At 61.8% G+C, this 22,173-nt stretch carries 18 protein-coding genes and 1 pseudogene; 12 read left to right on the top strand and 7 right to left on the bottom strand.

What is annotated here, in order from left to right:
• Window positions 1-223 precede the first annotated feature (223 nt).
• On the bottom strand, window positions 224-883 hold the full coding sequence (locus OKW38_RS33330) for a TetR/AcrR family transcriptional regulator (RefSeq protein ID WP_429334405.1): 660 nt from the start codon (window positions 881-883) through the stop codon (window positions 224-226).
• 18 nt (window positions 884-901) lie between these two features.
• Here OKW38_RS33330 and OKW38_RS33325 point away from each other — a divergent pair, with 18 nt between their 5' ends.
• From OKW38_RS33325 to OKW38_RS33310, 4 genes and pseudogenes are all read left to right on the top strand, one after another.
• Window positions 902-4,120 (top strand): efflux RND transporter permease subunit, encoded by a 3,219-nt coding sequence (locus OKW38_RS33325; protein WP_429365012.1) that lies wholly within the window; start codon window positions 902-904, stop codon window positions 4,118-4,120.
• 18 nt (window positions 4,121-4,138) lie between these two features.
• Window positions 4,139-5,278: an efflux RND transporter periplasmic adaptor subunit gene (locus OKW38_RS33320; protein WP_429365011.1), complete on the top strand. Its 1,140-nt coding sequence runs from the start codon at window positions 4,139-4,141 to the stop codon at window positions 5,276-5,278.
• A 29-nt stretch (window positions 5,279-5,307) separates the two neighbouring features.
• A pseudogene (locus OKW38_RS33315) lies at window positions 5,308-5,868 on the top strand (TolC family protein); the annotation flags it as partial.
• Between the two features lie 76 nt (window positions 5,869-5,944).
• Window positions 5,945-6,817, top strand: a complete 873-nt coding sequence (locus OKW38_RS33310) for an efflux transporter outer membrane subunit (RefSeq protein ID WP_429365010.1) — start codon at window positions 5,945-5,947, stop codon at window positions 6,815-6,817.
• Window positions 6,818-7,174: 357 nt separating this feature from the next.
• Here the strand turns inward: OKW38_RS33310 and OKW38_RS33305 are convergent, their stop codons facing one another.
• The gene (locus OKW38_RS33305; protein WP_410451312.1) at window positions 7,175-8,281 is read right to left on the bottom strand and encodes a lactonase family protein; all 1,107 of its coding nucleotides are present in this window, start codon (window positions 8,279-8,281) and stop codon (window positions 7,175-7,177) included.
• A gap of 66 nt (window positions 8,282-8,347) precedes the next feature.
• Window positions 8,348-9,904: a methyl-accepting chemotaxis protein gene (locus tag OKW38_RS33300; RefSeq protein ID WP_429365559.1), complete on the bottom strand. Its 1,557-nt coding sequence runs from the start codon at window positions 9,902-9,904 to the stop codon at window positions 8,348-8,350.
• A gap of 493 nt (window positions 9,905-10,397) precedes the next feature.
• Here OKW38_RS33300 and OKW38_RS33295 point away from each other — a divergent pair, with 493 nt between their 5' ends.
• Complete coding sequence (locus OKW38_RS33295) at window positions 10,398-10,742, top strand: BON domain-containing protein (protein ID WP_429365009.1); 345 nt, start codon at window positions 10,398-10,400, stop codon at window positions 10,740-10,742.
• Between the two features lie 270 nt (window positions 10,743-11,012).
• Here OKW38_RS33295 and OKW38_RS33290 read toward each other — a convergent pair whose 3' ends face one another.
• A complete protein-coding gene (locus tag OKW38_RS33290; protein ID WP_429365008.1) occupies window positions 11,013-11,960 on the bottom strand; it encodes an SDR family NAD(P)-dependent oxidoreductase in 948 nt (315 codons plus the stop codon).
• A gap of 22 nt (window positions 11,961-11,982) precedes the next feature.
• Window positions 11,983-13,122, bottom strand: a complete 1,140-nt coding sequence (locus OKW38_RS33285; protein ID WP_429365007.1) for a phosphotransferase — start codon at window positions 13,120-13,122, stop codon at window positions 11,983-11,985.
• Between the two features lie 84 nt (window positions 13,123-13,206).
• On the opposite strand from OKW38_RS33285, the gene OKW38_RS33280 reads away from it, so the two are divergent.
• From OKW38_RS33280 to OKW38_RS33255, 6 genes are all read left to right on the top strand, one after another.
• A complete protein-coding gene (locus OKW38_RS33280) occupies window positions 13,207-13,587 on the top strand; it encodes a MarR family winged helix-turn-helix transcriptional regulator (RefSeq protein ID WP_429365006.1) in 381 nt (126 codons plus the stop codon).
• A gap of 292 nt (window positions 13,588-13,879) precedes the next feature.
• Window positions 13,880-15,124, top strand: a complete 1,245-nt coding sequence (locus OKW38_RS33275; protein WP_429365005.1) for an acyl-CoA reductase — start codon at window positions 13,880-13,882, stop codon at window positions 15,122-15,124.
• A complete protein-coding gene (locus OKW38_RS33270) occupies window positions 15,124-16,509 on the top strand; it encodes a hypothetical protein (protein ID WP_429365004.1) in 1,386 nt (461 codons plus the stop codon). Before OKW38_RS33275 ends, OKW38_RS33270 begins: the two co-directional genes overlap by 1 nt.
• A 36-nt stretch (window positions 16,510-16,545) precedes the next feature.
• Window positions 16,546-17,397, top strand: a complete 852-nt coding sequence (locus OKW38_RS33265; RefSeq protein ID WP_429365003.1) for an oxidoreductase — start codon at window positions 16,546-16,548, stop codon at window positions 17,395-17,397.
• A 30-nt stretch (window positions 17,398-17,427) separates the two neighbouring features.
• Window positions 17,428-18,792: a hypothetical protein gene (locus tag OKW38_RS33260; protein WP_429365002.1), complete on the top strand. Its 1,365-nt coding sequence runs from the start codon at window positions 17,428-17,430 to the stop codon at window positions 18,790-18,792.
• A gap of 206 nt (window positions 18,793-18,998) precedes the next feature.
• Window positions 18,999-19,604: a TetR/AcrR family transcriptional regulator gene (locus OKW38_RS33255; protein WP_429365001.1), complete on the top strand. Its 606-nt coding sequence runs from the start codon at window positions 18,999-19,001 to the stop codon at window positions 19,602-19,604.
• A gap of 33 nt (window positions 19,605-19,637) precedes the next feature.
• Here OKW38_RS33255 and OKW38_RS33250 read toward each other — a convergent pair whose 3' ends face one another.
• Window positions 19,638-20,102 (bottom strand): PaaI family thioesterase, encoded by a 465-nt coding sequence (locus tag OKW38_RS33250; RefSeq protein ID WP_429365000.1) that lies wholly within the window; start codon window positions 20,100-20,102, stop codon window positions 19,638-19,640.
• 124 nt (window positions 20,103-20,226) lie between these two features.
• Between OKW38_RS33250 and OKW38_RS33245 the strand changes: the two genes are divergently transcribed.
• Complete coding sequence (locus OKW38_RS33245) at window positions 20,227-21,378, top strand: NADH:flavin oxidoreductase (protein ID WP_429364999.1); 1,152 nt, start codon at window positions 20,227-20,229, stop codon at window positions 21,376-21,378.
• A gap of 61 nt (window positions 21,379-21,439) precedes the next feature.
• Here the strand turns inward: OKW38_RS33245 and OKW38_RS33240 are convergent, their stop codons facing one another.
• On the bottom strand, window positions 21,440-22,135 hold the full coding sequence (locus tag OKW38_RS33240; protein WP_429352484.1) for an SDR family NAD(P)-dependent oxidoreductase: 696 nt from the start codon (window positions 22,133-22,135) through the stop codon (window positions 21,440-21,442).
• Window positions 22,136-22,173: the final 38 nt, after the last annotated feature.

Below are 22,173 nucleotides of genomic sequence, written 5' to 3'. Positions count from 1 at the left end.
TTTAGGCAAGGGAAACACGTACAGGGGGCCAATTCCTCGCCGCCTCAACCACACGCGGCACGGCAACCAGGAATACGAACGCCCGATTGTCGCAATGCAGCAGCGGGTGGCTGGTTGCGCGGCCCCGGAAGCAGACGGGAATTGGGCCGGCATCCCGCCGGCCGCGGCCGCTCCAGGCGAATATCGGCCGGGCAGAATCGGACGAAGACCGGAACGCGCTCGCTCAAAGCACCTTGCATCCAGCGAGGAAGATGCGGACCGCCTGACGCGCGATTCTGTTGCGCTCCGATGCGCCGGGGCGCCTCCTGGTGGCGCCAAGCAGCAGCCGCGCGCGGACCCCGCCGAGTACCAGGTGTAGAAACTGCTCGGTAGCCAGCGCAACGTCATCGAGTTGCAATGCGCCATCGGCGACTGCCGAACGAAGATAGTCCGAAAGCGGCTCCATGCCGCGTAGTCCACCCGCCTTGTTGTAATACCCGCTGATGAGTTCGGGAAAACGATAGGCCTCGGTCAGAAGCAGGCGATGCAATGCGATCATGTCAGGCCGCGTGCACACATCCAGCAGATGGAGCGCGACCTTCTCGAGGACGTGCTCCGGACGGCGCGCATCGAGCACGATATCGCCGAGCTGCGTGATCCATGAACGACGCAGCGTCTCGACGATTGCGCTGAACAGGCCCGCCTTGCTGCCGAATCGATCGTACAGCGTTTTTTTTGCAATACCCGCCTCTCGCGCGATGCCTTCAAGGCTGGTCTCGCGATATCCAGCGGCAAGAAAATGGCGCTGCGCAACATCGAGCAGGCGCTGCAGACGAATTTCGGACTCTCGCAGCGTAGGACGCCCGCCTGATCGGATAGGTTGAGTCTGTGTTTCGCGCGTCACGATCCAGGCCTATTGACAATGTCTACCGACGGCGGAAACTATACCGGCGCGTTTCCGTCAAGCTACCTGGGACTCGGGGCGAGGTCAATGGTCGATTTCTTTATCGAGCGTCCGATCTTCGCATCGTCGATCGCCATCATCATGGTGCTCGCGGGGCTCATTGCCTGGTTCAACCTGCCGGTGGAGCGGTTTCCGCAGATCACGCCGCCACAGGTTCTAGTCAAGTCGACCTATACGGGTGCGAGCGCGCAGGTCGTGGCGGACACCGTCACCGCGCCGCTCGAAGAGCAGATCAACGGCGTGCCGGGTATGAGCTACCTGTCGTCGGTGAGTGCCAACGATGGCACGTCCACGATCACCGTCACGTTCAACGTCGGCTACAACATCGACATCGGCGCGGTCGACGTGCAGAACCGCATCTCGCAGGCGACGGCGCAGCTTCCCAGCATCGTCAATCAGGCCGGCATCACCATCCAGAAGCAGAACCCGAACTTTGTTCTGGCGGTGAATCTCTATTCGCCAGACGGCTCGATCGATCCTGTCACCCTCAGCAACTACGCTTATCTCCAGCTCGTCGACTCGCTCAAGCGCCTGCCCGGCGTGAGCGATGTCACGATCTTCGGCGAACGCCGCTACTCGATGCGCATCTGGCTCGACCCCAACAAGCTCACCGCGCTCGGCATGACAGCCAGCGATGTCCAGCATGCGATCGCCGAGCAGAATGTGCAGGTCGCCGCAGGCAAGTTCGGCGAGGCGCCGGCGCCGGCGGGCACGACGTTTCAATACCAGATCAACACCCACGGCCAGTTGGCGGACGCGCAGCAATTCGGCAATATCGTGCTGCGCGCCGGCACGGCGAGCGACGCAACTGTGTATCTGCGCGACGTGGCGCGCATCGATCTGGGCGCACTTCAGTACACCTCTAGCGCCTCCGTGAACGAACACCCGGCGGCGCTGCTCGCCGTCTTCCAGTTGCCGAGCGCTAATGCGCTCGACCTCGACCAGCGTGTCAAGGCCACGATGCAGACGCTTGCAAAGCGCTTCCCGAAAGGGATGGCGTGGGGCATCACCTACGACACCACCATGTTCGTATCCGCCTCGATGGTCGAGGTGATGAAGACGCTTAGCTTTGCGCTGCTGCTGGTGCTGGGCGTCGTGTTCCTGTTTCTGCAGAGCTGGCGGACCACGTTCATTCCGATGATCGCCATTCCAGTGGCGCTCATCGGTACCCTCGCGATCATGCTGGTGCTCGGCTTTTCGCTGAACACGGTCAGCCTGCTCGGCATGGTCCTCGCTATCGGCCTCGTCGTCGACGATGCGATCGTCGTGGTCGAGAATGTCGAACGCCAACTCGAGAGCGGGCTGACGCCCATGGCTGCGGCCAAGGCGGCGATGCGGGAAGTGACGGGGCCGATCGTTGCCACCTCGGCAGTGCTCGGCGCCGTGTTCGTGCCGATCGCCTTCCTGCCGGGCGTGACGGGCCGCCTCTACAATCAGTTTGCGTTGACCATCGCCATTTCGGTGGCGCTCTCGGCGTTCAATTCCCTGACGCTCAGTCCGGCGCTCTGCGCGTTGCTGTTGCGACGGGACAGGCCGCCACGGTTCATCCTGTTTCGCAAGTTCAATCAAGGCTTTAACTGGGCGCGCAGCCACTACGCGAATTCGCTGCGCGGCTTGATCCGGCTGCGCTGGCTCGCGCTGGCGGTCTTCGCGTGTGGCCTGGGTGTGACCTGGCTGCTCCATTCGACGATCCCTTCTGCCTTTTTGCCGGTTGAAGATCCCGGCTATTTCTATGTGATTACGCGACTCCCGTATGGCGCTTCGCTGCAACGCACCGAGGCCGTAATGGAGAAGACCCGCGCGATCCTGAGGGCGACGCCCGGCGTGGCGAACGTGCTGTCCATCAGCGGTCTGAATTTCATCACTCGCAGCACGACGTCGAACAGTGCGGCCCAGTTTGTGATCCTGAAGCCGTGGGACGAGCGAGGTGCGAAGCAGAGCGTCGCCAACCTCATCGCCACGGTACAGCCGAAGCTCAATCAGATTCCGGAGGCGGTGGCGCTTGCACTGATTCCACCGACTATTGCCGGCCTCGGCACCTTCGGCGGCTTCGATTTCGAAATCGAGGACCTGAGCGGCCGGGGCAGTGCCGCACTCGGCGAGGCGACCCAGGCCTTTCTCGCCCAGGCGCAGCAACAGCCTGAACTCGAGCGGCGCACCCTGCTCACCAGCTACAACACGTCGACGCCGCAATACGATTTCAATCTCGACCGCGTGAAGGCGAAGCTGCTCGGGCTCAACCTGAGCGATGTGTTCAATACGATGCAGATCTATCTCGGCTCGCTGTACGTGAACAATGTGACGCTGTTCGGCCGCACCTTCGAGGTGTTGCTCGAGGCCGACGACAACGCCCGCGGGAACCGCAGCGACCTGTCGCGGCTCTACGTGCGCAACGCCGCGGGAAGCATGGTGCCGCTGGGCACGCTCGGCCGGCTCGAACCGACGGTGGGGCCGGACACGGTGCCTCATTACAACCTCTACGGTGCCGCGGAGATCACCGGCAGTGCGGCGCCGGGCTACAGTTCGGGCCAGGCGATCGCGGCGATGGAGCGCGCGGCGCGCGTTTTGCCGGCGGATTTCGGCTATGACTGGACGGGCATTACCTATCAGGAGCTGCAGGCCGGCTCGGTCGCGGGCCTGGTCTTCGCGCTCGCGCTGTCCTTCGTGTTCCTGTTCCTCGCCGCGCAATACGAGAGCTGGACGTTGCCGTTCACCATCATCCTCACGGTGCCGCTAGCCCTGTTCGGCGCGCTGGGGCTGCTGTGGCTGCGCCACATGCAGGTCGACATCTATGCGCAGATCGGTTTCGTCCTGCTGATCGGGCTGGCGGCGAAGAACGCGATCCTGATCGTCGAATTTGCCAAGCGGCGCCGCGAAGCCGGCCTCGATATCGTCGCGGCGGTGACCGAGGCGGCCCGCCTGCGTCTGCGCCCGATCCTCATGACCGCGTTCGCGTTCATCTTTGGCGCCGTCCCATTGATGATCGCCTCCGGCGCGGGCGCCGCGAGCCGCCGCTCGATCGGGACGACGGTGGTAGGCGGCATGCTCGCCGCCACCCTGCTCAGCCTCGGATTCGTGCCGATCTTCTACACGGTGATCGAGCACTTGCGTGAGGCCGTGCTCAAACGTATCGGTCGCGCGCCTCGCGATGGCGGCGAGGCGGCGTCCGGGGATTGATCGGGGAGCAACGGCGCAATGAGAGTCGGCAAACTTCGCGTTGTAGCCCCGGGCCTGGCGATCGCCGTAGTCGTCTGCGTCCTGTCGTTCACGGGTGGGGGAGCGCGACAGGCTACCGGCAGCCCGCCCGCGCCGGACCCAGCCGCCCCCACCGAGGTGCCCGTAACCCAGGTGGTCGAGCAGACCGTGCCGGTTTACCTCGAATATGTCGGCACCACGGACGCGATCCGCACCGTCACGCTTCAGGCGCAGGTGACCGGCTACCTGGCGAAGCAGGGGGTGTCCGATGGCTCGGACGTGAGCAAAGGCACACTCCTGTATGAGATCGATCCGCGCAGCTATCAGGCGGCGCTCGATCAGGCGAGGGCGCAGGCGGCAAAGGATGCGGCTGCGCTCGAATATGCCATCGCCAGCCATCGCCGCAATACGCTGATGAGCGAGACGGGCGACGTGTCGATCGATACGCTGCAGCAGTCCGCGAGCACCGAGCATCAGGACCTGGCCGCGCTCGCGGCGGATCATGCGCTGATCGAGACGGCGCTGCTCAATCTCGACTTTACGAAGATCCGCGCGCCGTTCTCCGGGCGTCTCAGCCTGAGTCAGGTGCATGAAGGTGCGCTCATCAGCAGCACGGGGACCCAGCTCAACACCCTCGTGCAGCTCGACCCGATCTATGCCACCTTCAATCCGCCGGACACCGATCTCGCCACTATCCAGCAGGATCAGGCGAAGGGGACCATCGCGGCCGAGGTCATCGTCGGTCAGGGCGCGAGCCCGCAGTACCGTGGCAGGCTCACGTTTCTCGACAACAACGTGGGGCGCAGCAGCGGCACCATCACCGCGCGCGCGACCGTCGAGAACCCGGATCACACGTTGCTGCCGGGGCAATTCATCCGCGTGCGCCTGCACGTCGCGGACGCACCCAACACGCTGCTGGTGCCACAAGTGGCCGTCGGCTCCAACCAGCTTGGCAAATACGTCTACGTCGTCGGCGCAGACAAGCGGGTCGAGCAGCGCTACGTGATCCTCGGCTCGGACTACGGGCCACTTGTCGTGGTCAGGAAGGGCGTCGTTCGGGACGATTCGGTCGTGGTCGGCAATCTCCTCAAGCTCAGCCCCGGTATGGCCGTGAAACCGGTTGCGGCGAAGCCTTCCTAAACGGCCCGTAACATGAGGAGCGCGCAGCAATGACATCGAACCCCGGCTTTGCGCGTCACCCCCGGGCAGCATGTTGCCGCAGCGCCGCCTGCGCGGCGCTTTCGGCGGCGACGCTGCTTGGCGGCTGCGAAGTCGGACCTGACTTCGCGCCACCCGGGCCGCCGCAGGTCAGCGGCTATACGCGGGAGCCGCTGCCGGAGCGAACCGTCGCGTCGGACGTCCACGGCGGCGAGGCGCAGCGCTTCGTGCAAGCTCTCGACATTCCGGGGCAATGGTGGACGCTATTCCACTCGGCTGCGCTGAACGCACTCGTAGAACGTGCGCTTGAGGCCAACCCGAGCCTGCAGGCGGCGCAGGCCACCCTTCGCGAGGCCAACGAAGCGCTTTACGCAGCACAAGGGGCGCTGTTCCCGACGGTGAGTGCGGACATCTCGACTGCTCGCGAGAAGATTTCGGGCTCGCCGTTCGGGATCTCGACCGCGGTGCCGGTCTTCAGGCTCAACAACGCCTCCGTGAGCGTCACCTACCTGCTCGACATCTGGGGCGGTACGCGCCGGCAGATCGAATCGCTCGCCGCGCAAGCCGAGTACGAACGCTTCGAACTCGAGGCGAGCTATCTGAGCTTGACGTCGAACGTCGCCACGGCCGCCGTACAGGAGGGCTTCGTTGCGGGCGCAGATTGCAGCCACAGAGGAGATCGTCGACATCGAGACGCAGCAACTCGCGGGATTGAAACGGCAATTCGCGATCGGCGCCGTCGCCAATGCGGCGGTACTCGCGCAGGCGGCCACGCTGGCGCAAACACGCGCGCAGTTGCCGCCGCTGCAAAAGCAACTGGCGCTGACCCGCAATCAGCTCACGGCCTATCTTGGCCGCTTCCCGAGTGACGAGCTGGTCGAGACGTTTGATCTCGCGTCGCTACAGTTGCCCGACACGTTGCCGGTCAGCCTGCCGTCGACACTCGTCGAGCAGCGTCCGGACATTCGCGCGTCGAAAGCGCAACTGCACGCCGCAAGTGCAGAGATCGGCGTCGCCACCGCCAATATGTTGCCGCAACTCACGCTCAGCGCCGCCTATGGCAGCGAGACCAACGATGCGCTGTTTTCGCCGGGAAGCGCGATCTGGAACCTGGGAGCGGGACTCACGCAGCCCCTCTTCGAAGGTGGAACGTTGCTGCACCGGCGCCGCGCCGCAATTGACGCTTTCGATGCAGCAGCGGCGCAGTATCGCAACACCGTCATCTCGGCGTTTCAGAACGTGGCTGATGCGTTGCGAGCGCTGCAATCAGATGCGGACGCAGTGGTGGCCGAGGCAGCAGCCGAGCGGGCGGCGGCGGACAGCCTCGCTGTGTCCCAGCGCGAGTTCCACGTTGGCGCGATCAGCTATCTTGCGCTGCTCGACGCGCAGCGGACGTACCAGCAGGCGCGCATCAGTCTCGTCCAGACTCAGGCCACCCGGTATTCCGATACCGTCGCACTCTTTCAGGCTGTCGGCGGCGGATGGTGGAACCGCAGCGATGTGGTGCGTGAGCGCGGCTAATGATCCTCATCGCGGGCATGCCCTTCCGTCGCCCGGAACCATGCGGCACAGTCATGGTCCTGGCAAGCCATTCCGGACCGCTCGGATTGACATCCTGTCGGCCCGCAATGAGACCGTGGCAAATCTGGTTCGAGTGGTTCAGAGTGGCCGTAAGTGGAGGGTCGACCTTCTCTATAGCGGCCGTTCGCTGCCACGAAAGCCTGACGTTCTGCAACGGGGCGCCGGGTGCTTTCCAAGGCAGCGCCCACCTCTCGGAAGACTGGACGCATCACCGCGGACAAAAAGCAAATCGTGGCGCCCAGTGAAAGCCGAAGCAGGAACGCCATGCTCACCGCACGGCGATCCGGGAATCAAACCTCAATCGGCGTTCGTGCCATCAAACTCCACGAGTTCAACCCAGTTCGCGCCCTTGCCGACCGGATACTGTCCGATCGCACTCAGCTTGCCAGTCTTGCGATCGATGTTGTAAACGCTAAGGCTCGTCGATAATTGCCCGACAGCCAGCAAGTACTTGCCGGACGGATCGATATTGAATCCACGCGGTTGCTTTTCCGTCTGGTACGTACCGATACGCGTCAGCTTGCCAGAGGCAGCGTTCACCTTGTACGCCGCGAGCGTGCTCGATGTGCGCTCCGATGCAAACAGGAATCGCCCGTCCGGGGTCAGGTGGAGATCGGCCCCCCATGGCTTGTCGCCGGAGAAATCGGGCGGCAGGATCGAGACTGTTTCGACCGGCTTGACGGTGTCGCGGGTGCTATCGAAGGCGAGTACGTGCAGCTTGCCGTCGAGTTCATCGATCAGGTACGTGAAGCGATGATCCGGCGAGAATACGAAGTGACGTGGTCCCGATTTCGGCGGCAACGAATAGGCGGGCGCGGTGTCCTCGGTCAACTGCCCATTCGAGGCGTCGAACTTGAGACGGAGCCAGGCATCCGCGCCGAGAACCGACGCGAATACGAAACGGTTGTCCGGAGCGTTGCGGATCGCATGAGCCATCGGGCCGGTCTTGACGGTCTGCTGTACGTTGCCGACCACACCATCCGCGCCGATCTGGTTCACCGCCAGAAGGTTGCCGCCATATGACGCGGAAAAGAGGTAACGGCCGTTTGCGTCCGTCGAGATATACGCCATGCTATCCGCAAGCGGCGCCCTGCCGAGTTCGATCAGCCGGCCATCGAGCGGATTGACCGCAAAGCTCACCACGCGATAAGGCTTCGAACGCAGTCCTGCGTAGAGCCGAAGGTGATCCGGCGAAAACGCCATCGGCATCACCGTTGCACCGACAGACACAGTCTCCACGGGCGCAAGCGAGCCGTTCGACTTGTCGAGACTGAAAACCGAGATATTCTGACTATCTGCATTCGATACATATGCGTACGTCGCGGCCTGTGACATGCAGGAGAGGGAAGCACCGGCAATCAGAATTGCGGTGGCGCCCAGCACGCCTTTAACGTTCATATTCATACCCCAGTTAGAAATGATTTAGATTGTCTGAATCGACCAGCGCTTTGCGTCGGTCAATCGGAGCTTCTATTGCGCGGCGAGGCGGAATGCCGAGACTGCATCCGTCATTGACTGCGCCTGCTGTTCGAGCGCGCTCGCGGCAGCGGCGGCTTCTTCGACGAGTGCCGCATTCTGTTGAGTCACCTGGTCCATCTGCGTAACCGCCTGGCCGACCTGTTCGATGCCCGTGCTCTGCTCGATCGTTGCTGCCTTGATTTCATTCATGATGGTGGCCACGCCGCGCACGGCGCTAACAATCTGCTTCATCGACTGACCCGCCTGCGCGACCAGGCTATTGCCGTTAGCCACGTCCTCGACCGAGGCGCCGATCAAGGTCTTGATCTCTCGGGCGGCGTCCGCGCTGCGCAGAGCTAGACTGCGAACTTCGCTTGCGACCACGGCGAAGCCGCGTCCCTGCTCACCGGCCCGTGCCGATTCGACCGCCGCATTCAGCGCAAGGATATTGGTCTGAAATGCGATGCTGTCGATCATCCCGGTGATCTCGGCGATCCTCCGCGAACTCTGGCTGATTGAATTCATTGTCTCGATGGCGCGCTCGACCACTTCGCCGCCCTGCTCGGCGACATCGGCTGCGCTCGAAGCCTGTGCACTTGCCTGCTGCGCGTTATCCGCGTTCTGTTTGACGGTGGACGTCAATTGCTCCATGCTGGCCGCGGTTTCTTCCAGTGCCGCTGATTGCTGCTCTGTGCGGCTCGACAGATCCACATTGCCCGCGGCAATCTCGCGCGCGCCGCCGTAAATGGCCTCGCAACTGTTGCGCACGTTCGCCACTGTCCGAGCCAAACCACGCTGCATCCGCTGCATCGCCGCGAATAGCTGACCGATCTCGTTGCCGCTCGCCTCGGGGATGCGCGCTGTCAGATCATTCGCCGCGATTCGATCGAGCAGATTGGCGGCGTCGTTCAGCGGAGTCGTCACGATGCGCCGCAGCGCGAAATGCGCAGCGACGATCAGGACCAACGCCGCGCTCACTCCGAAAATGACCAGGCTGACGACCCACGTATATTCGCGATCGACCTGCGCGATGGCATCGTTCGACAACCTGTTAGCCATGCTCTGGAATTTCTCGACATTCACCGAATACGCCACACCGGTTGACGTAATGTCGTGATCGTTGATAGCGGCGTAGGCGTTCGTATCGCCGGCACGCAGAGCATCGGAGGCTTTCTTCAGAATCGCGGCGAGGTTGACTGACGATTCGATCAACTGCTGCTTCAACCCGTCGTCCTGGCCACGAAAAACGGCGGCGCTTCGAAACGACTCGGTTTCCGCAGCCGCCCGGTTCATCGTCGTTTCGGCGCTCTTCAATGCCGAGTCTCGCGTCGTCTCGTCGTTGCGCTCCTTTAGAGCTGAGTAGGCTCGTGTCAACGCGGCTCGAGTGCGTGTGGAGTCCTTGTATGCGTCGTTGACGAGAATTTCCTGCGTCGCAATCTGATGGATGCGGTTGAGACTGGCGTTCGCGCGGCTGAGCGTGGCGACACCAATTACGCCGCCCAGCAAAATCATCGCCGCAAAGATCAGGAAGACAGTCAGGAGACTATTTCGAACCGATACGTTTCTCATGCCGCTTTTCAACCCGGTGTTGTACGATGACCTCTTTATCGGCAGATTCCGCGATCTCTTTAGAAAATGGGCATGCAGATAGGCTTTATGCCGGGACATCAGACTTCTGGTGGGGCGCTTCAAGGGTCTTCGTTGCCCCCGTGCGGCGCTTTGACCAGCGGACCGATGACAGTGCGACCCTCCGCGTGACACCTTGAAACCCGCTCGCCCGGGTATTGGGAGGATTGACAGGCTCAGACATGGGAAAACTTCTTCAGATACCGTCTTCGGCTAACGTATGCAGTTCGTGGGAAACTGCGATGGCGACAGTCAGATACTCGTTCTCTCGTACCTGCGCAATTGCTACGCCTGATTCGCCTCGCCAAATCGACGCGAAGGGTTGCCCTGCCAATACAGGTAGCCTGTAAGCCGAGATGCGCCGTATCCCTTCGCCACTCGGCGCGCTTTTCAGCCCACCATTTAGCGCTTATCGAATCAGGATTTCATAGCCGACATGCGAAACGCGCCATACATCAAAAGCCGATTGCTGATCGTCGCGGCGTTCGCATTGCCAGCGTTCGTGTTCACCAGCGGCTGTAAGTCCACGGTGACGCCGCCCTTGACAGCGCTGGGGAAGATCGCCGCTGACGACGCTGCGCTCGCCGCCCGGGTGAAGCAGGCGCTCGTCGCGAACCCGGAACTGAGATCCTTGCCGATGAGCGTCGCGACGTATCGAGGCGTCGTGCAGTTGTCAGGATACGTGGATTCGGAGGCACAGATTCAGAAAGCGCTTGCCGTGACGCGCGGCGTGCCGGGGGTGCAATCCGTGAGCAACGATCTGCACCTCAGGCCGCAATGACGCGCGTTTGCCGGAAAGCAGATGAACCAAGGCGCGGACGACCTGGACGAACATCGACAGATCGTTCGGATCGAGCGCGATATTTATCCAGGGCCGAGCAAAGGGGCGATTGGCATGAACCGCAATTCGACGGCCATGCCAGTGCCAGACAGGTGCCGTTTCCTGTAGCGCGGGTCAAATTCGGCCCCGCTAAGTTACCAGAAGATTTGGCCAGGAAAGCACAGCGGAAAGTGACGCTTTGCTGCCCGACTTACCCGCCCGATACGGTGGCTATTGCTGGACCAGATCGTACGCCGCAAGCGCCGCAATCTGCGTCACGCCACCGTCCACGGGTAAGCACGTACCGGTAATGAATCGCGATTCGTCGCTGGCGAGAAACAGCGCGGCGGCCGCGACGTCCCATGCATCTCCCTCCAATGGGAGGGGCGCGATCTTGCGGCGACGTTCGCGAGCCTTATCGTCAAGCATGCTTTCCACCATTGGCGTAAAAATATGCCCCGGAGCAATCGCGTTGGCACGAACCTGATCGCGGCCGTACATCACCGCGAGTTCACGCGTAAAGCCGACCATTCCCGCCTTTGACGAGCCATACGCGGCCGACCCGTGGCTGCGGATGCCTGCGATTGAACCGATGTTGACGATGGCCCCGCCCCCGCGCGCCACGATCTTCGGCACCGCACTTCGGCTCATCAAGAACGCACTTTTCAGATTGACGTCGATCACACGGTCCCAGGACGCTTCGTCGAGGTCCTGCAATCGCCCCGGCGCGCCTGAGATACCGACGTTGTTGATGAGAATGTCCAGACCTCCATACCGCTGAACGGTCTCTTCGACAATGCGCGCACAGACAGCGCCGTCCGTGATATCGCCGGTCGATACGAACGCTCGGCCGCCCGCTTCCGTGATCAGCGCAAGCGTTTCCGCCGCCCGCTCGTACTGCAGATCGACGAGACAGACGGACGCGCCCTCCGCCGCAAAAAGGCAGGCAATGGCCTTGCCCGTGCCAAATCCCTGACCGAGCGATCCTGCGCCGGTCACGATCGCGATCTTGCCGCTTAAACGTTGATGAAAGATTTTCGGAACAGGCATGCTGTAATCGGTTGATGAAAGTCGACTGTCATCTGGAACGTTCGAGCGAGCACCTGCACGTTCAAGCCATAACTCGCCAGGAGGCTGCCGATGGTCGAGCTTAGTCTCGCGAGGCCAATAATGCAACATATGGTTGCATTATTGGCCTGGATCATGTCGATTCGCGCACCGTGCCGTGATCCAACAATGCCGCGCCAAAGCGTGCCGCATACGCGGTGTTCACTGCTTCGGTCTGGAAGCGGGTTTCGTTAATCGCAAAGATGAAGTATCCATACGCGAGATCGCGTCGATAGTCGTTCCACGCTTCGTCGAAATCGGGCGCCTCGACCCCGCCAATCGCCAGCTGCGAAAGATAGTGTTCGAGCAGCGACCGCTCCCATGAGCGACGGTCCTCGATATCGAGTGCGCACCCTATGTGATAGGCAACCTCGAGGCTCCAAGGCGCCCGACTGACCTGGGCATCGAAAAAACCTGGCGTCCCGTCAGCTTCGACGTACAGATTTCCCAGATGCGTATCGCCGTGAATAAGGCATACCGGTTTGCTCTTATGTTCGCGCGCAATGCGCGCGAGAGATGCCATCATCCAGTCCCGATCGTGCAGATACCGGCTTACTGCCGCTCCTCTCGGCAGCGAGATGTAGTGTGCCCAGACGTCCGGTTCGAGGTATCGGTTCTGGTATTCCAGCGACCAGTCCGAAAAGCGCTCTCCCACCCATTCGAGCCGACCGCCCTTGTCGAACTCCCGGCTGTTCCATGTTTGCGCGTGATAGCGCGCCATCGCACTCAACCGTAGGGCGACTTGTTCGTAGCCCTGCGATTGCTGGGCACGGCAAAACTGAACGTTACGCTCGCTCAGGTCTTCCATCACTACGACCGATTGCCAGGCGTCAGGATCCGTGCCTGCAAAAAAGCATCTAGGCGCGTTCATGTTGATGAACGGTAGAACGTCGCGATAAAACCGCATTTCGTTGCGGTACATGTCTCTCATCGAAGGACTGTGATCCTCGAAACCGCCCTTGACGATCATGCGCGCCGGCAGCGCCATTGCCTGTCCCGCCTCGTTGTACTCGAGTGCGACGCGTACCTTGGTCGACGTACCCGGCAATACCTCCACGTGCCCGCACGAAGTTACTTCGGCGCCGGGAAAGCGGAACGCGATCGCGGAGCTTAGCCACTTTGCGGTCACTTCCTCAACAGCGACAGGCAACGCCATGTCACTTACCACACCAGATTCCGACAAGGTTCCTCCCGAAGATTGCAAACAAAAAGACGCGTGCGCATCGTCGCGCATACCTGCTCCCCGTCGCAACATGGGGAAAACCACACCTCGCCTATCGTTGCATATTTTGAATGCCGTGCATATAGTTGCTTGCAAATGCAGCTACTTTTTTGGCAGGAAATCGACGGAAAGCTCGCTGCGAGCGAGCTTTCAGCAATACAGTGGGGAATCCTGAAAGCACTGTACGACGGACGTGCTCGCACACCTACCGCCTTGTGCCGGATGCTACTCGCTGACAGCAGCATCATGACCCGCAAGCTCGATTCGCTTGAAAAAAGAGGATTGATTGAACGAATTCGCAGCACTTCCGACCGACGCTGTGTCGAGCTCACATTGACTGCGAACGGCCGCCAGTTGTTGCGCGGAACCCTGCCGCACATCGTCGATGCAAGCAATCGGCAGCTTTGCGGCTTCACGGTCGAAGAAGTCCGAACCGTCAAACATTTACTCGATCGGATGATCGTCAATCTGAGCTGACTAGCGATAGCAAGCTCGGAATGGACCAGCGTCTGCGCCCCAGGTCAACGCGTATCGATATTTGAAAGGAGCTTTTATGGAGCACCCCGAAACAACGGAAAGGCAACGCGGGAACCCGGCGCAGGAGCCCAGCCTCGTGCCGCTGCCGGTTCCTCACGTATACCGCGGTCGCACTGTCACCGGAAGCGCCATCAGGCACGTGTCGCGTGATCTTGGCCAAGGTTTCTGCACGCCCAGGATCGACCTTGACGACCTCGTGTGGCCGCGAGCTGAGTCAGGTCCCGCCTTCGATATGCCGATTGCGAAGGTTATCGACTTTCTTGTCGAGCTGGGGCCGCGTTTGCATCTGGACGTCAATCCGCTGATGCAGGCCGCGCTCGAGTCAATGATCAAAGTGAGTCCGCTCGGGCGACGGATTCTCGAAAACTGCTATCGCGACATTCCCAACCTTTTCGCACGCGAGGTAATCGAGGACGAGTTGCGCGTAAGTCTTGGCGACGCGCGCCTCGTCGACGGCTGGGTGGCACGCACGCTGCGCGGGCGCCCGAGTCGTCTGCGCGCGTTTCCTCCGCGCCTCGTACATGTGCTCGCAGGCAACTCGCCGATGGTGGCAGCCATGACGGTCATGCGCGCGGCGCTGACGAAAGGCGTCCACCTGCTCAAGCTGCCTTCGAACGATCTTTTCACGGCCACTGCAATTCTGCGCACGATGGCCGACATCGACCCGGATCATCCCGTCACCCAGTCGTTTTCGGCTGCGTATTGGCGCGGTGGAGACGAAAATGTCGAGTCGATTCTTTATCGTCCGCAGTACTTCGACAAGATTGTCGTATGGGGCGGCGACAGCGCGGTTCGGCACGTGATGCGCTACGCTGGCCCCGGGCTCGAGCTGGTCGCGTTCGATCCGAAGGTATCTATCTCGCTGGTCGGCCGTGAAGCCTTTGCATCCGACGAGGTGCTGCGCGAAGTCGCGCGTGCCGGCGCAGCCGATGTGCTGTCGTTCAACCAGGACGCGTGCAATGCGAGCCGGTATCAATTCATCGAAGGCGACGAAGACGACGCCGACCGCTATGCCGAGCAACTGGCGCTGGCACTCGGCCAGGACTTTCGCTATGGCGACGGCCAGGGCCCGCTGGTGCCCAGCGACATTCGCGAAGCGGTTGATGTGCTGCGTGAGATGGAGCCGCTCTACCGGGTGTTCGGCGGATACGACGGCAAGGGGCTCGTCATTCGCTCGGAAGAAATGGTCGATTTTCATCCCATTTGCAAGACCGTCAACGTCGTTCCCGTGGCAAGCCTGCGCGACGGTGCGCGCTATGCGACCGTCGCCACGCAAACGGTCGGCATCTATCCGCCGCACCGGGTCACAGAGGTGCGCGACGCGCTCGCGTGCGCTGGCGTCCAACGCATCGTGGCGCTGGGCGAGTCTATTTCAGATGGGGTTGGCGGCTATCCGCATGACGGCATGTTCCCGATTCATCGATTCATGAAATGGGTCTCAGAGGAATCGGGCCCGAATCCGGAGGAGACCCAATAATGCAAGCCCTTTCCACGCTGCTTCAACTCACGGATCTTCAAGACCCCTTCCGCAACGCGCCGGAAAGCCTCCATGCCGCGCAACTGCAAGCCGTGCGCGAGCGCTTCGCGCAGCGCCGGCAGCAGATTCGCATTCTCGACAAGCGAGCCAGCGAAGCCGGGGTGACGGAAGTGAAGAGCATGAGCGACGCCGTGCCATTGCTTTTTGCCGACTCCGTCTACAAGAGCTATCCCGATTCGTTCATCGAGCAGGGAAAATGGCGCCACCTCACGGCGTGGCTTCAAACGCTCACAACCCGCAAGATCGACGGACTCGACTACGGCACGATCGCCGATCTCGACGACTGGATCCATGCGCTGCGTCGAAACGGCCACTATGTAATGAGCTCGAGCGGGACCTCGGGCAAGCAGTCCTTCATTTACCAGAGCGAAGCCGACCGCGAACTCGGCTGGCGCCTTCTCTCCCAAGGCATTCGCTGGGCGGCGAGCGGCATGCGCGATCCGTCGCGTCGCTATCCCGTGTTCCTTCTGACGCCCTCCTCCGGCTCCTACACCGGAACGGAGCGCATGGCGAAATTCGCCGAATCGATTGCAATGCCGGGCGACCTTCATTACATGTCGGATGTGCCGCAAAGCGCCGCGCACACCACACGCATGGCGCGCATGCGGCGGGCCATCGCGGACGGCACCGTGCTCCCGAGTGAAATCGAAGCCTTCCAGAACGAAAGTCGAGAACGCAGCGAAAGCGTACAAGCCGATTTCCGGCAGTTCATCGACCAACTGCTCGAACGGCGTCACGAGCCCATGTTCATCATGGGCATGATGGGCATGCTTTATCAGATCGTCGCCACGGCGCGCCAGCGTGGCATTCCCGACGCCGACTTTCACCCCGACACGATCATTAGTATCGGCGGCGGCAAGAAAGGTGCGAACCTGCCAGAAGATTTCCAGCAACAGTGCGAGCGCTTCTTCAACTTCAACGCGACCAACTTCAACGACGGCTACGGCATGGGCGAAGTATCGGGCTTTTGCCCGTGGTTTCACGAAGCGAAGGCGTGGACGGTCCCGCCCTGGCTCGTCCCGCTGGTGCTCGACTCGACCGGCGAACAACTGCTTAATCCTGCGGAGGGGAAAGGCATCGTCGAGGGACGGCTCGCCATGATCGACCTGCTCGCGGATGGGCGCTGGGGCGGCGTGATCAGCGGCGACAAGGTCACCGTGGAGTTCGGTCACGGCATCGACGGCGTGCGCACGCCCATCATTCGCGACGTGGTGCGCTACAAGGATTTGCCCGGCGGCGACGACAAGCTGTCCTGCGCGGGAACGATCGACGCCTACGTCCGCGGAGAGATCGCCGACATGACCGAGGCCCGGACCGCCAACTAAATCGATGTTTGCTACTCATCTGAAGGCCAATCGACAATGACTGAAACACAGACAAGCCCAGCCGTGTGGTTCATTACCGGCGTTTCGTCCGGCTTCGGCCGTTCCCTTGCGCAGGCGGTCCTCGCCCGTGGCGACAAAGTGGTCGGGACCGTTCGGAATGACGCACAGATCACGCCGTTCGAAAATCTCGCACCCGGACGCGCGCACGGTGTGCTGCTTGACGTGACCGACGCGGAAGCCGTGCCTCGCGCCGTCGCGCAGGCCATCGAGCGCGCGGGACCGATCGACGTACTCGTCAACAATGCGGGCTACGGTCTGTTCGGCGCATTTGAAGAGGTCTCCGACGCGGAAGCACGTCAGCTGTTCGATACCAACGTGTTTGGAACGGTCAACGTGATACGCGCCGTACTGCCTCATTTTCGCGAGCGCGGCCGCGGTCATATCGTGAACTTCTCGTCGGTCGCCGGCGTGATCGGCATTGCGGGCTGCAGTTTCTATTGCGCTTCGAAGCATGCGATCGAAGGGCTTTCGGAATCGCTCGCTCGTGAACTGAGCCCGTTCGGGATTCGTGTGACCGTGGTCGAGCCGGGTGGCTTCCGCACCAATTTCGCGGGCGGATCGCTGAAGTGGAGCGAGGTCGAATCACCCGTCTATACGGAGACCGTGGGCAAGATGCGTCGTTACATGAGCAGCTACCACGGCACGCAAACGGGCGATCCGGCCAAGGCTGCCGACGCCATCGTGCGCGCGGTTTCCGCAGACGTCCCACCGCTGCGGCTACCGCTAGGTCCGGACGCCGTCGACATCGTTCGGAAGAAACTTTCGTCCGTGCAACACGACCTCGAAGCCTGGCTCGACGTGTCGAGTTCCACCGACTTCGACCACTGACGCCTGGCAACTCATAGCCCTGGAGACGACATGTCCGCTCTGGACCCGTTCTATGCAATGCTGCACGGTGAAAGCGACCCGTTTCGCCAGCACCCCGAGAACCTTCGCGAGCTTCAGCTCGCTGCCATGAAAGAGCGCTTCGCCGAGCGCCGCGAACAGATCAGGCTACTGCGTCGCAGAGCGGAAGATGTCGGCGTCAACGAGGTGACCCGCCATGAAGATATGGTGCCCCTGTTGTTCGCGCATCAGATCTACAAGAGCTACCCCGAGTCATTCATCGACAACGGCCGCTGGAAGCAGCTTTCGGCATGGCTGCAAACGCTATCGAGCAAACGGGTAGCCGAAGTCGATCTGGACGGCTTGGACAACGTCGACGCATGGATGGATTGTCTGCGCACAGCGGGACACCATGTTTTCAGCTCGAGCGGCACATCCGGCAAGTGCAGCTTCATCAGTCAGACGCAAGCCGATCTCGACAATGTCACCGAGTCGTGCGTGAAGCTGGGCGTGTACGGAAACGCAATGATCCGAAGAGATTTCGGCAAGCGCCCGGCTTTCCTCATGATGCCGCCTGCCGGCGCGCATCGGCATATCGAACCGGTACTGAACGCAGCGCAACGGCTCGGCGCGGAAACCACGCTGATGTTCGACGAACCGGTGCTCGCATCCGCAACGATTTCGATGGGCCGCATGCGCCGCGCAATCGCCGACGGCTCCGCGAAACCGAGCGAGGTCGCGGCGTTTCAGGAGCAGGCGGTGGCGCGCCAACGTCATACCGGCAAGATGATCGACCGGTTTCTCGACAAGCTCACCGCGCAGCGCGAAGTTCCGGTGCTCGTCCAGGGCAACTGGTCGTTGCACTGGACGCTCGTCGAGCGCGCCCGTCAGCGCGGCAGCGCCGATGGCATCTGCCATCCGGATACGGTAATCACCACCGGTGGCGGCTTGAAGGGCACCTCGGCCCCCGCCGACTATCGGGAGCAAATCATCCGCTTCTACGGTATTCGTGCCGAGAACGTCCAGAACAGTTATGGCATGTCCGAGATGATCGGGACCGGCCCCTGGTCGGAAGTTGCGCAGGGCTATGCAATCTGCCCGTGGATCGTCCCATTCGTCCTCGACAAGGCGGGAGAGCAACTGCTGAATCCTCCGGATGGACTGGGCGTCGTTGAGGGGCGCTTCGCGTTTTTCGACCTGCTGGCCGAAGGATACTGGGGTGGTTTCATCACTGGCGACAAGGTCGTGGTCGACTTTTCACCGGCGGGGAACACCGACGGCCTGCAAGGGCCGCTGGTCCGTCAAGTCGGCCGCTACGCCGATCTCGAGGAAGGCGAAGACAAGCTCTCGTGCGCCGGCACGATGGAGTCGTATGTACGTGGCATGATCAACGTTTGAGCCCTGCTGCGCGCGGTCCGAGCCCCAGGGGCGCCATTACTGGCGCCCCCTTGGGCTCATGAGTATACTGATGTCCTGATTCCGACATCAAACACTCCCCGATGTACAAACCTATGTCAGTTCAGGCTCCCAACGGAGCCTCGCGGCTCGCTGCGGCGGACAAACCTCGAACGGCTGGCCGGCCCACCCACGACGATGCGGTTCAGTTGCGCGAGCGGCTGCTCGACGCCGCCAAATCCGTGTTCATCAGAGAAGGTTTCGGCGCCGCCAGGGTCGAGGAAATCGCATCGCTGGCTGGCGTCAGCAAAACGACCGTGTATCGCCAGTTCGGCACGAAGGAAGAGCTTTTTCGCTCCATCGTCTGGCGCGGGATGGCCGATCTGCGCGGCAAGATCTCGGAGCACCTGGAACCGGGCCGCGATTTTTCGACGAACATGGCATCCCTTATCGATGCGCTCGTCGAACACATGGCAATACCGGACAGCATGCACACTTCACGCATGGTCATTGGCGAGGCGATTCGCTTTCCCGATGTCGCAAAGCAGTTTCTGCAGTTCGTGGTGACGATGCTGGAGCCGCTAACCGGCGTTCTGGAAGCCGCCGCGCTCAGCGGCGTGATCGCCATCGACGATCCCTCGAACGCGGCGCGCGATCTTCTCACACTGGTCACAGGCGCGCCCGAAGTGCACCTCGCGGTTCAGACCACTCGTTCCGAACGGAAACGCCGGGCTGAGCGGATTCATCGGCTTCTGTTGACCGCGTGGAGGTACCGTGCGGCACTGGATAAGGTTCGAGTCCGGTCAATGCCGTAACGTTCGCGCGGCCATCCAGGTCTCGCCGACGCACTAGCTGTCAATTTCACCCATCACCTGGAATTGCCCCGACGCCTGGGCGATGCATTTCGCATTCGCCCAGATCCGGCAGTCGGAGAAAATCACCCGCTTTCCCGAACGTAGAACGTCGACGTGTGCTTCCACCCAGTCGCCCGGCGCCGCGTTCCCCATGAAATTGACCGTCAAGCCCGTCGTCAACACCCTGACGGCCGGTTGACGCGAATACTTGCTCGCCCACGTGATGGCGGTGTCTGCCAGCATGCAAACAGCGCCCCCGTGCATCATCTGGCCAAGGTTGCGATGCGCTTCGCGAACGTACATGCCGACGACGTGTCCGCGTTCGCTCTTGCGAAAGTAGGTAGGTCCGAACATCCGATGGAAGGGACCGAACTCCGGCATCAATGCAAAGCCCTCCGGGATGAGCTTTGCGCCGCTCTCTTCGAGCGCGTCTACCGCCAATGAGTCTGCTTGCTCCAATGCAATCCTCCTGTTCAACGCCGCCTGCGAGACGGCGCCTGCGAGACGGCGCCAATATTTGCTTTTTCATCGATAGAACATAGCGTATCATTATTCGCACACAAGTCAACTATGTGAATGACCAATGAATACCACTTCGCTCTTTTCGCCTCTCACCGTGCGCGGGGTCACGCTTGCCAACCGTATCGTCATGTCACCCATGACTCGCGGCTTTTCGCCGAACGGATTGCCCGGTAGTGACGTCGCCGCCTACTACAAGCGGCGTGCGCAGGGCGAGACAGGCCTGATCATCACAGAAGGCGTCGGCGTCGATCACCCCGCGGCGCTCGGCGAGGCCGGACTCGGAGAAAATTCGATTCCCATGCTCGCCGGAGAGGAATCAGTTGCCGCGTGGCGACGCGTGACGGACGAAGTTCACGCTAGCGGCGGAATCATCTTTCCTCAGTTGTGGCATATGGGACCCATGAAAGAGGCGAATACGGGCCCCTTCCCGGCCGCCTCGCCACTGCGCCCATCGGGACTGTGGGGACCGGAAGGACGAACGACATCGCTCAACGCAGGTTACATGGAGCGCGTCATGCCGCCAACGCGCCCGATGACCGATGCCGAGATCGCGGACGTCATTGCAGCCTATGGTCGAAGCGCGCGCTATGCGACGGCCGCCGGCTTCGACGGCATCGCGATTCACGGAGCTCACGGCTATCTGATCGACGCTTTTTTGTGGGCGGAAACCAATCAACGCACGGATCGATGGGGCAAGGATCTCACGGCGCGCAGCCGCTTTGCCGCCGAAGTTGTCCGCGCAATCCGCGAAGCGATCGGCGCGACGATGCCGATCTCGTTCCGCTTCTCCCAGTGGAAGCAGCAGGATTTCCGCGCGCGTCTCGCCAACGACCCGCACGAACTCGAGCACATTCTCGCGCCGCTCGCGGATGCTGGCGTCGACATCTTCGAGGCGAGCACCCGCTATTTCAACCGGGCGGAATTCGCGGGCTCAGAGATGAATCTCGCCGGTTGGGTGAAGAAGGTAACCGGCAAGCTTTCGATGACCGTTGGTGGGATCGGCATTAACAAGGGCTACTACGATTCAATGGCCGGGGCCGCGACATCGGCGCAGCCCGACCTCACTGCCCTGCTCGATCGTTTCTCACGCGGCGAGTTCGATCTTGTTGGCGTGGGACGCTCGCTTCTACATGATCCGAACTGGGCGCGGCGCGTACGGCTTGGCGAGCCGTTCCTCGGGTTCAGCAACGACTCGCTCGCACACCTCACCTGAAACGCGATTTGCAGTTGGCGCCTTGACTCGGGCATCAACTGCTATTTCCGGTTCGGGATCTTTACGTACGCCCGGTGACAGGAATCAACGCACCGGTCACCCCCGACGCGGCGCCAGACGCGAGAAAGAGAATCACCTCGGCAATTTCTTCAGGCCGTACCCAGCGGGAAAAGTCAGCGTCGGGCATATCCGTGCGGTTCTGTGGCGTATCGATGATGCCTGGCAAGATAGCGTTGACGGTAATGGAACGGCCTTTGAGTTCTTCGGCCAGCGCCTCAGTCAAACGCATCACCCCTGACTTCGAGGCCGCATACGCTCCCATGCCCGCGCCCGCCTTCAGCGCAGCGCCGGCTCCAATATTGATGATGCGTCCGCCCTCCGCGCTGTCGGCAATATGGTCGAGTGCCGCTTTCGACGCAGTCGCCGCCGTGCGCACGTTCGTCCGGTACATCAGATCCCAGGTGTCGAGACTGCCGTCCGCCAGCGTTTCCCAGCGAAAGCCTCCCGCTACATTGACGATTGCATCGAGCCTGCCAAGCTGCTCGACGACCGCGGAGAGCGCTGAGCGCGCCGCATCGAGATCAGTCAGCTCGACGCCTCCTCGCCACCAGGAAGCGTGCAGCTGCTCCGCGCTCGCGTTCTCCGGCTCGAGCGCCTTGTCGATCAGCGCGACCTTCCAGCCGTTCTCAGCAAACACGCGGCCAACCGTGCGCCCAAGCGTGCCGAATCCACCCGTTATCGCCACTACCCGTTGCATGTGCATCTCTCCCTCGCCGCGCCCGGCGCCGCGGGTAC

The sequence above is a fragment of the Paraburkholderia sp. MM5496-R1 genome, from assembly GCF_050436205.1.
Classification (GTDB): domain Bacteria; phylum Pseudomonadota; class Gammaproteobacteria; order Burkholderiales; family Burkholderiaceae; genus Paraburkholderia; species Paraburkholderia tuberum.
The sequence above is the reverse complement of the archived record's forward strand: the minus strand, read 5'-3'. Positions and strand labels throughout refer to the sequence as shown.

What these genes read in the sequence shown, in the direction of transcription:
- OKW38_RS33285 (WP_429365007.1), bottom strand. Translation starts at nt 13,122, where the DNA reads ATGCGCGACGATGCGCACGCGTCTTTTTGTTTGCAATCTTCGGGAGGA.
- OKW38_RS33270 (WP_429365004.1), top strand. Translation starts at nt 15,124, where the DNA reads ATGCAAGCCCTTTCCACGCTGCTTCAACTCACGGATCTTCAAGACCCC.
- OKW38_RS33245 (WP_429364999.1), top strand. Translation starts at nt 20,227, where the DNA reads ATGAATACCACTTCGCTCTTTTCGCCTCTCACCGTGCGCGGGGTCACG.
- OKW38_RS33300 (WP_429365559.1), bottom strand. Translation starts at nt 9,904, where the DNA reads ATGAGAAACGTATCGGTTCGAAATAGTCTCCTGACTGTCTTCCTGATC.
- OKW38_RS33240 (WP_429352484.1), bottom strand. Translation starts at nt 22,135, where the DNA reads ATGCAACGGGTAGTGGCGATAACGGGTGGATTCGGCACGCTTGGGCGC.
- OKW38_RS33305 (WP_410451312.1), bottom strand. Translation starts at nt 8,281, where the DNA reads ATGAATATGAACGTTAAAGGCGTGCTGGGCGCCACCGCAATTCTGATT.
- OKW38_RS33295 (WP_429365009.1), top strand. Translation starts at nt 10,398, where the DNA reads ATGCGAAACGCGCCATACATCAAAAGCCGATTGCTGATCGTCGCGGCG.
- OKW38_RS33280 (WP_429365006.1), top strand. Translation starts at nt 13,207, where the DNA reads ATGCAGCTACTTTTTTGGCAGGAAATCGACGGAAAGCTCGCTGCGAGC.
- OKW38_RS33290 (WP_429365008.1), bottom strand. Translation starts at nt 11,960, where the DNA reads ATGTTGCATTATTGGCCTCGCGAGACTAAGCTCGACCATCGGCAGCCT.
- OKW38_RS33325 (WP_429365012.1), top strand. Translation starts at nt 902, where the DNA reads ATGTCTACCGACGGCGGAAACTATACCGGCGCGTTTCCGTCAAGCTAC.
- OKW38_RS33265 (WP_429365003.1), top strand. Translation starts at nt 16,546, where the DNA reads ATGACTGAAACACAGACAAGCCCAGCCGTGTGGTTCATTACCGGCGTT.
- OKW38_RS33320 (WP_429365011.1), top strand. Translation starts at nt 4,139, where the DNA reads ATGAGAGTCGGCAAACTTCGCGTTGTAGCCCCGGGCCTGGCGATCGCC.
- OKW38_RS33260 (WP_429365002.1), top strand. Translation starts at nt 17,428, where the DNA reads ATGTCCGCTCTGGACCCGTTCTATGCAATGCTGCACGGTGAAAGCGAC.
- OKW38_RS33275 (WP_429365005.1), top strand. Translation starts at nt 13,880, where the DNA reads ATGCCGATTGCGAAGGTTATCGACTTTCTTGTCGAGCTGGGGCCGCGT.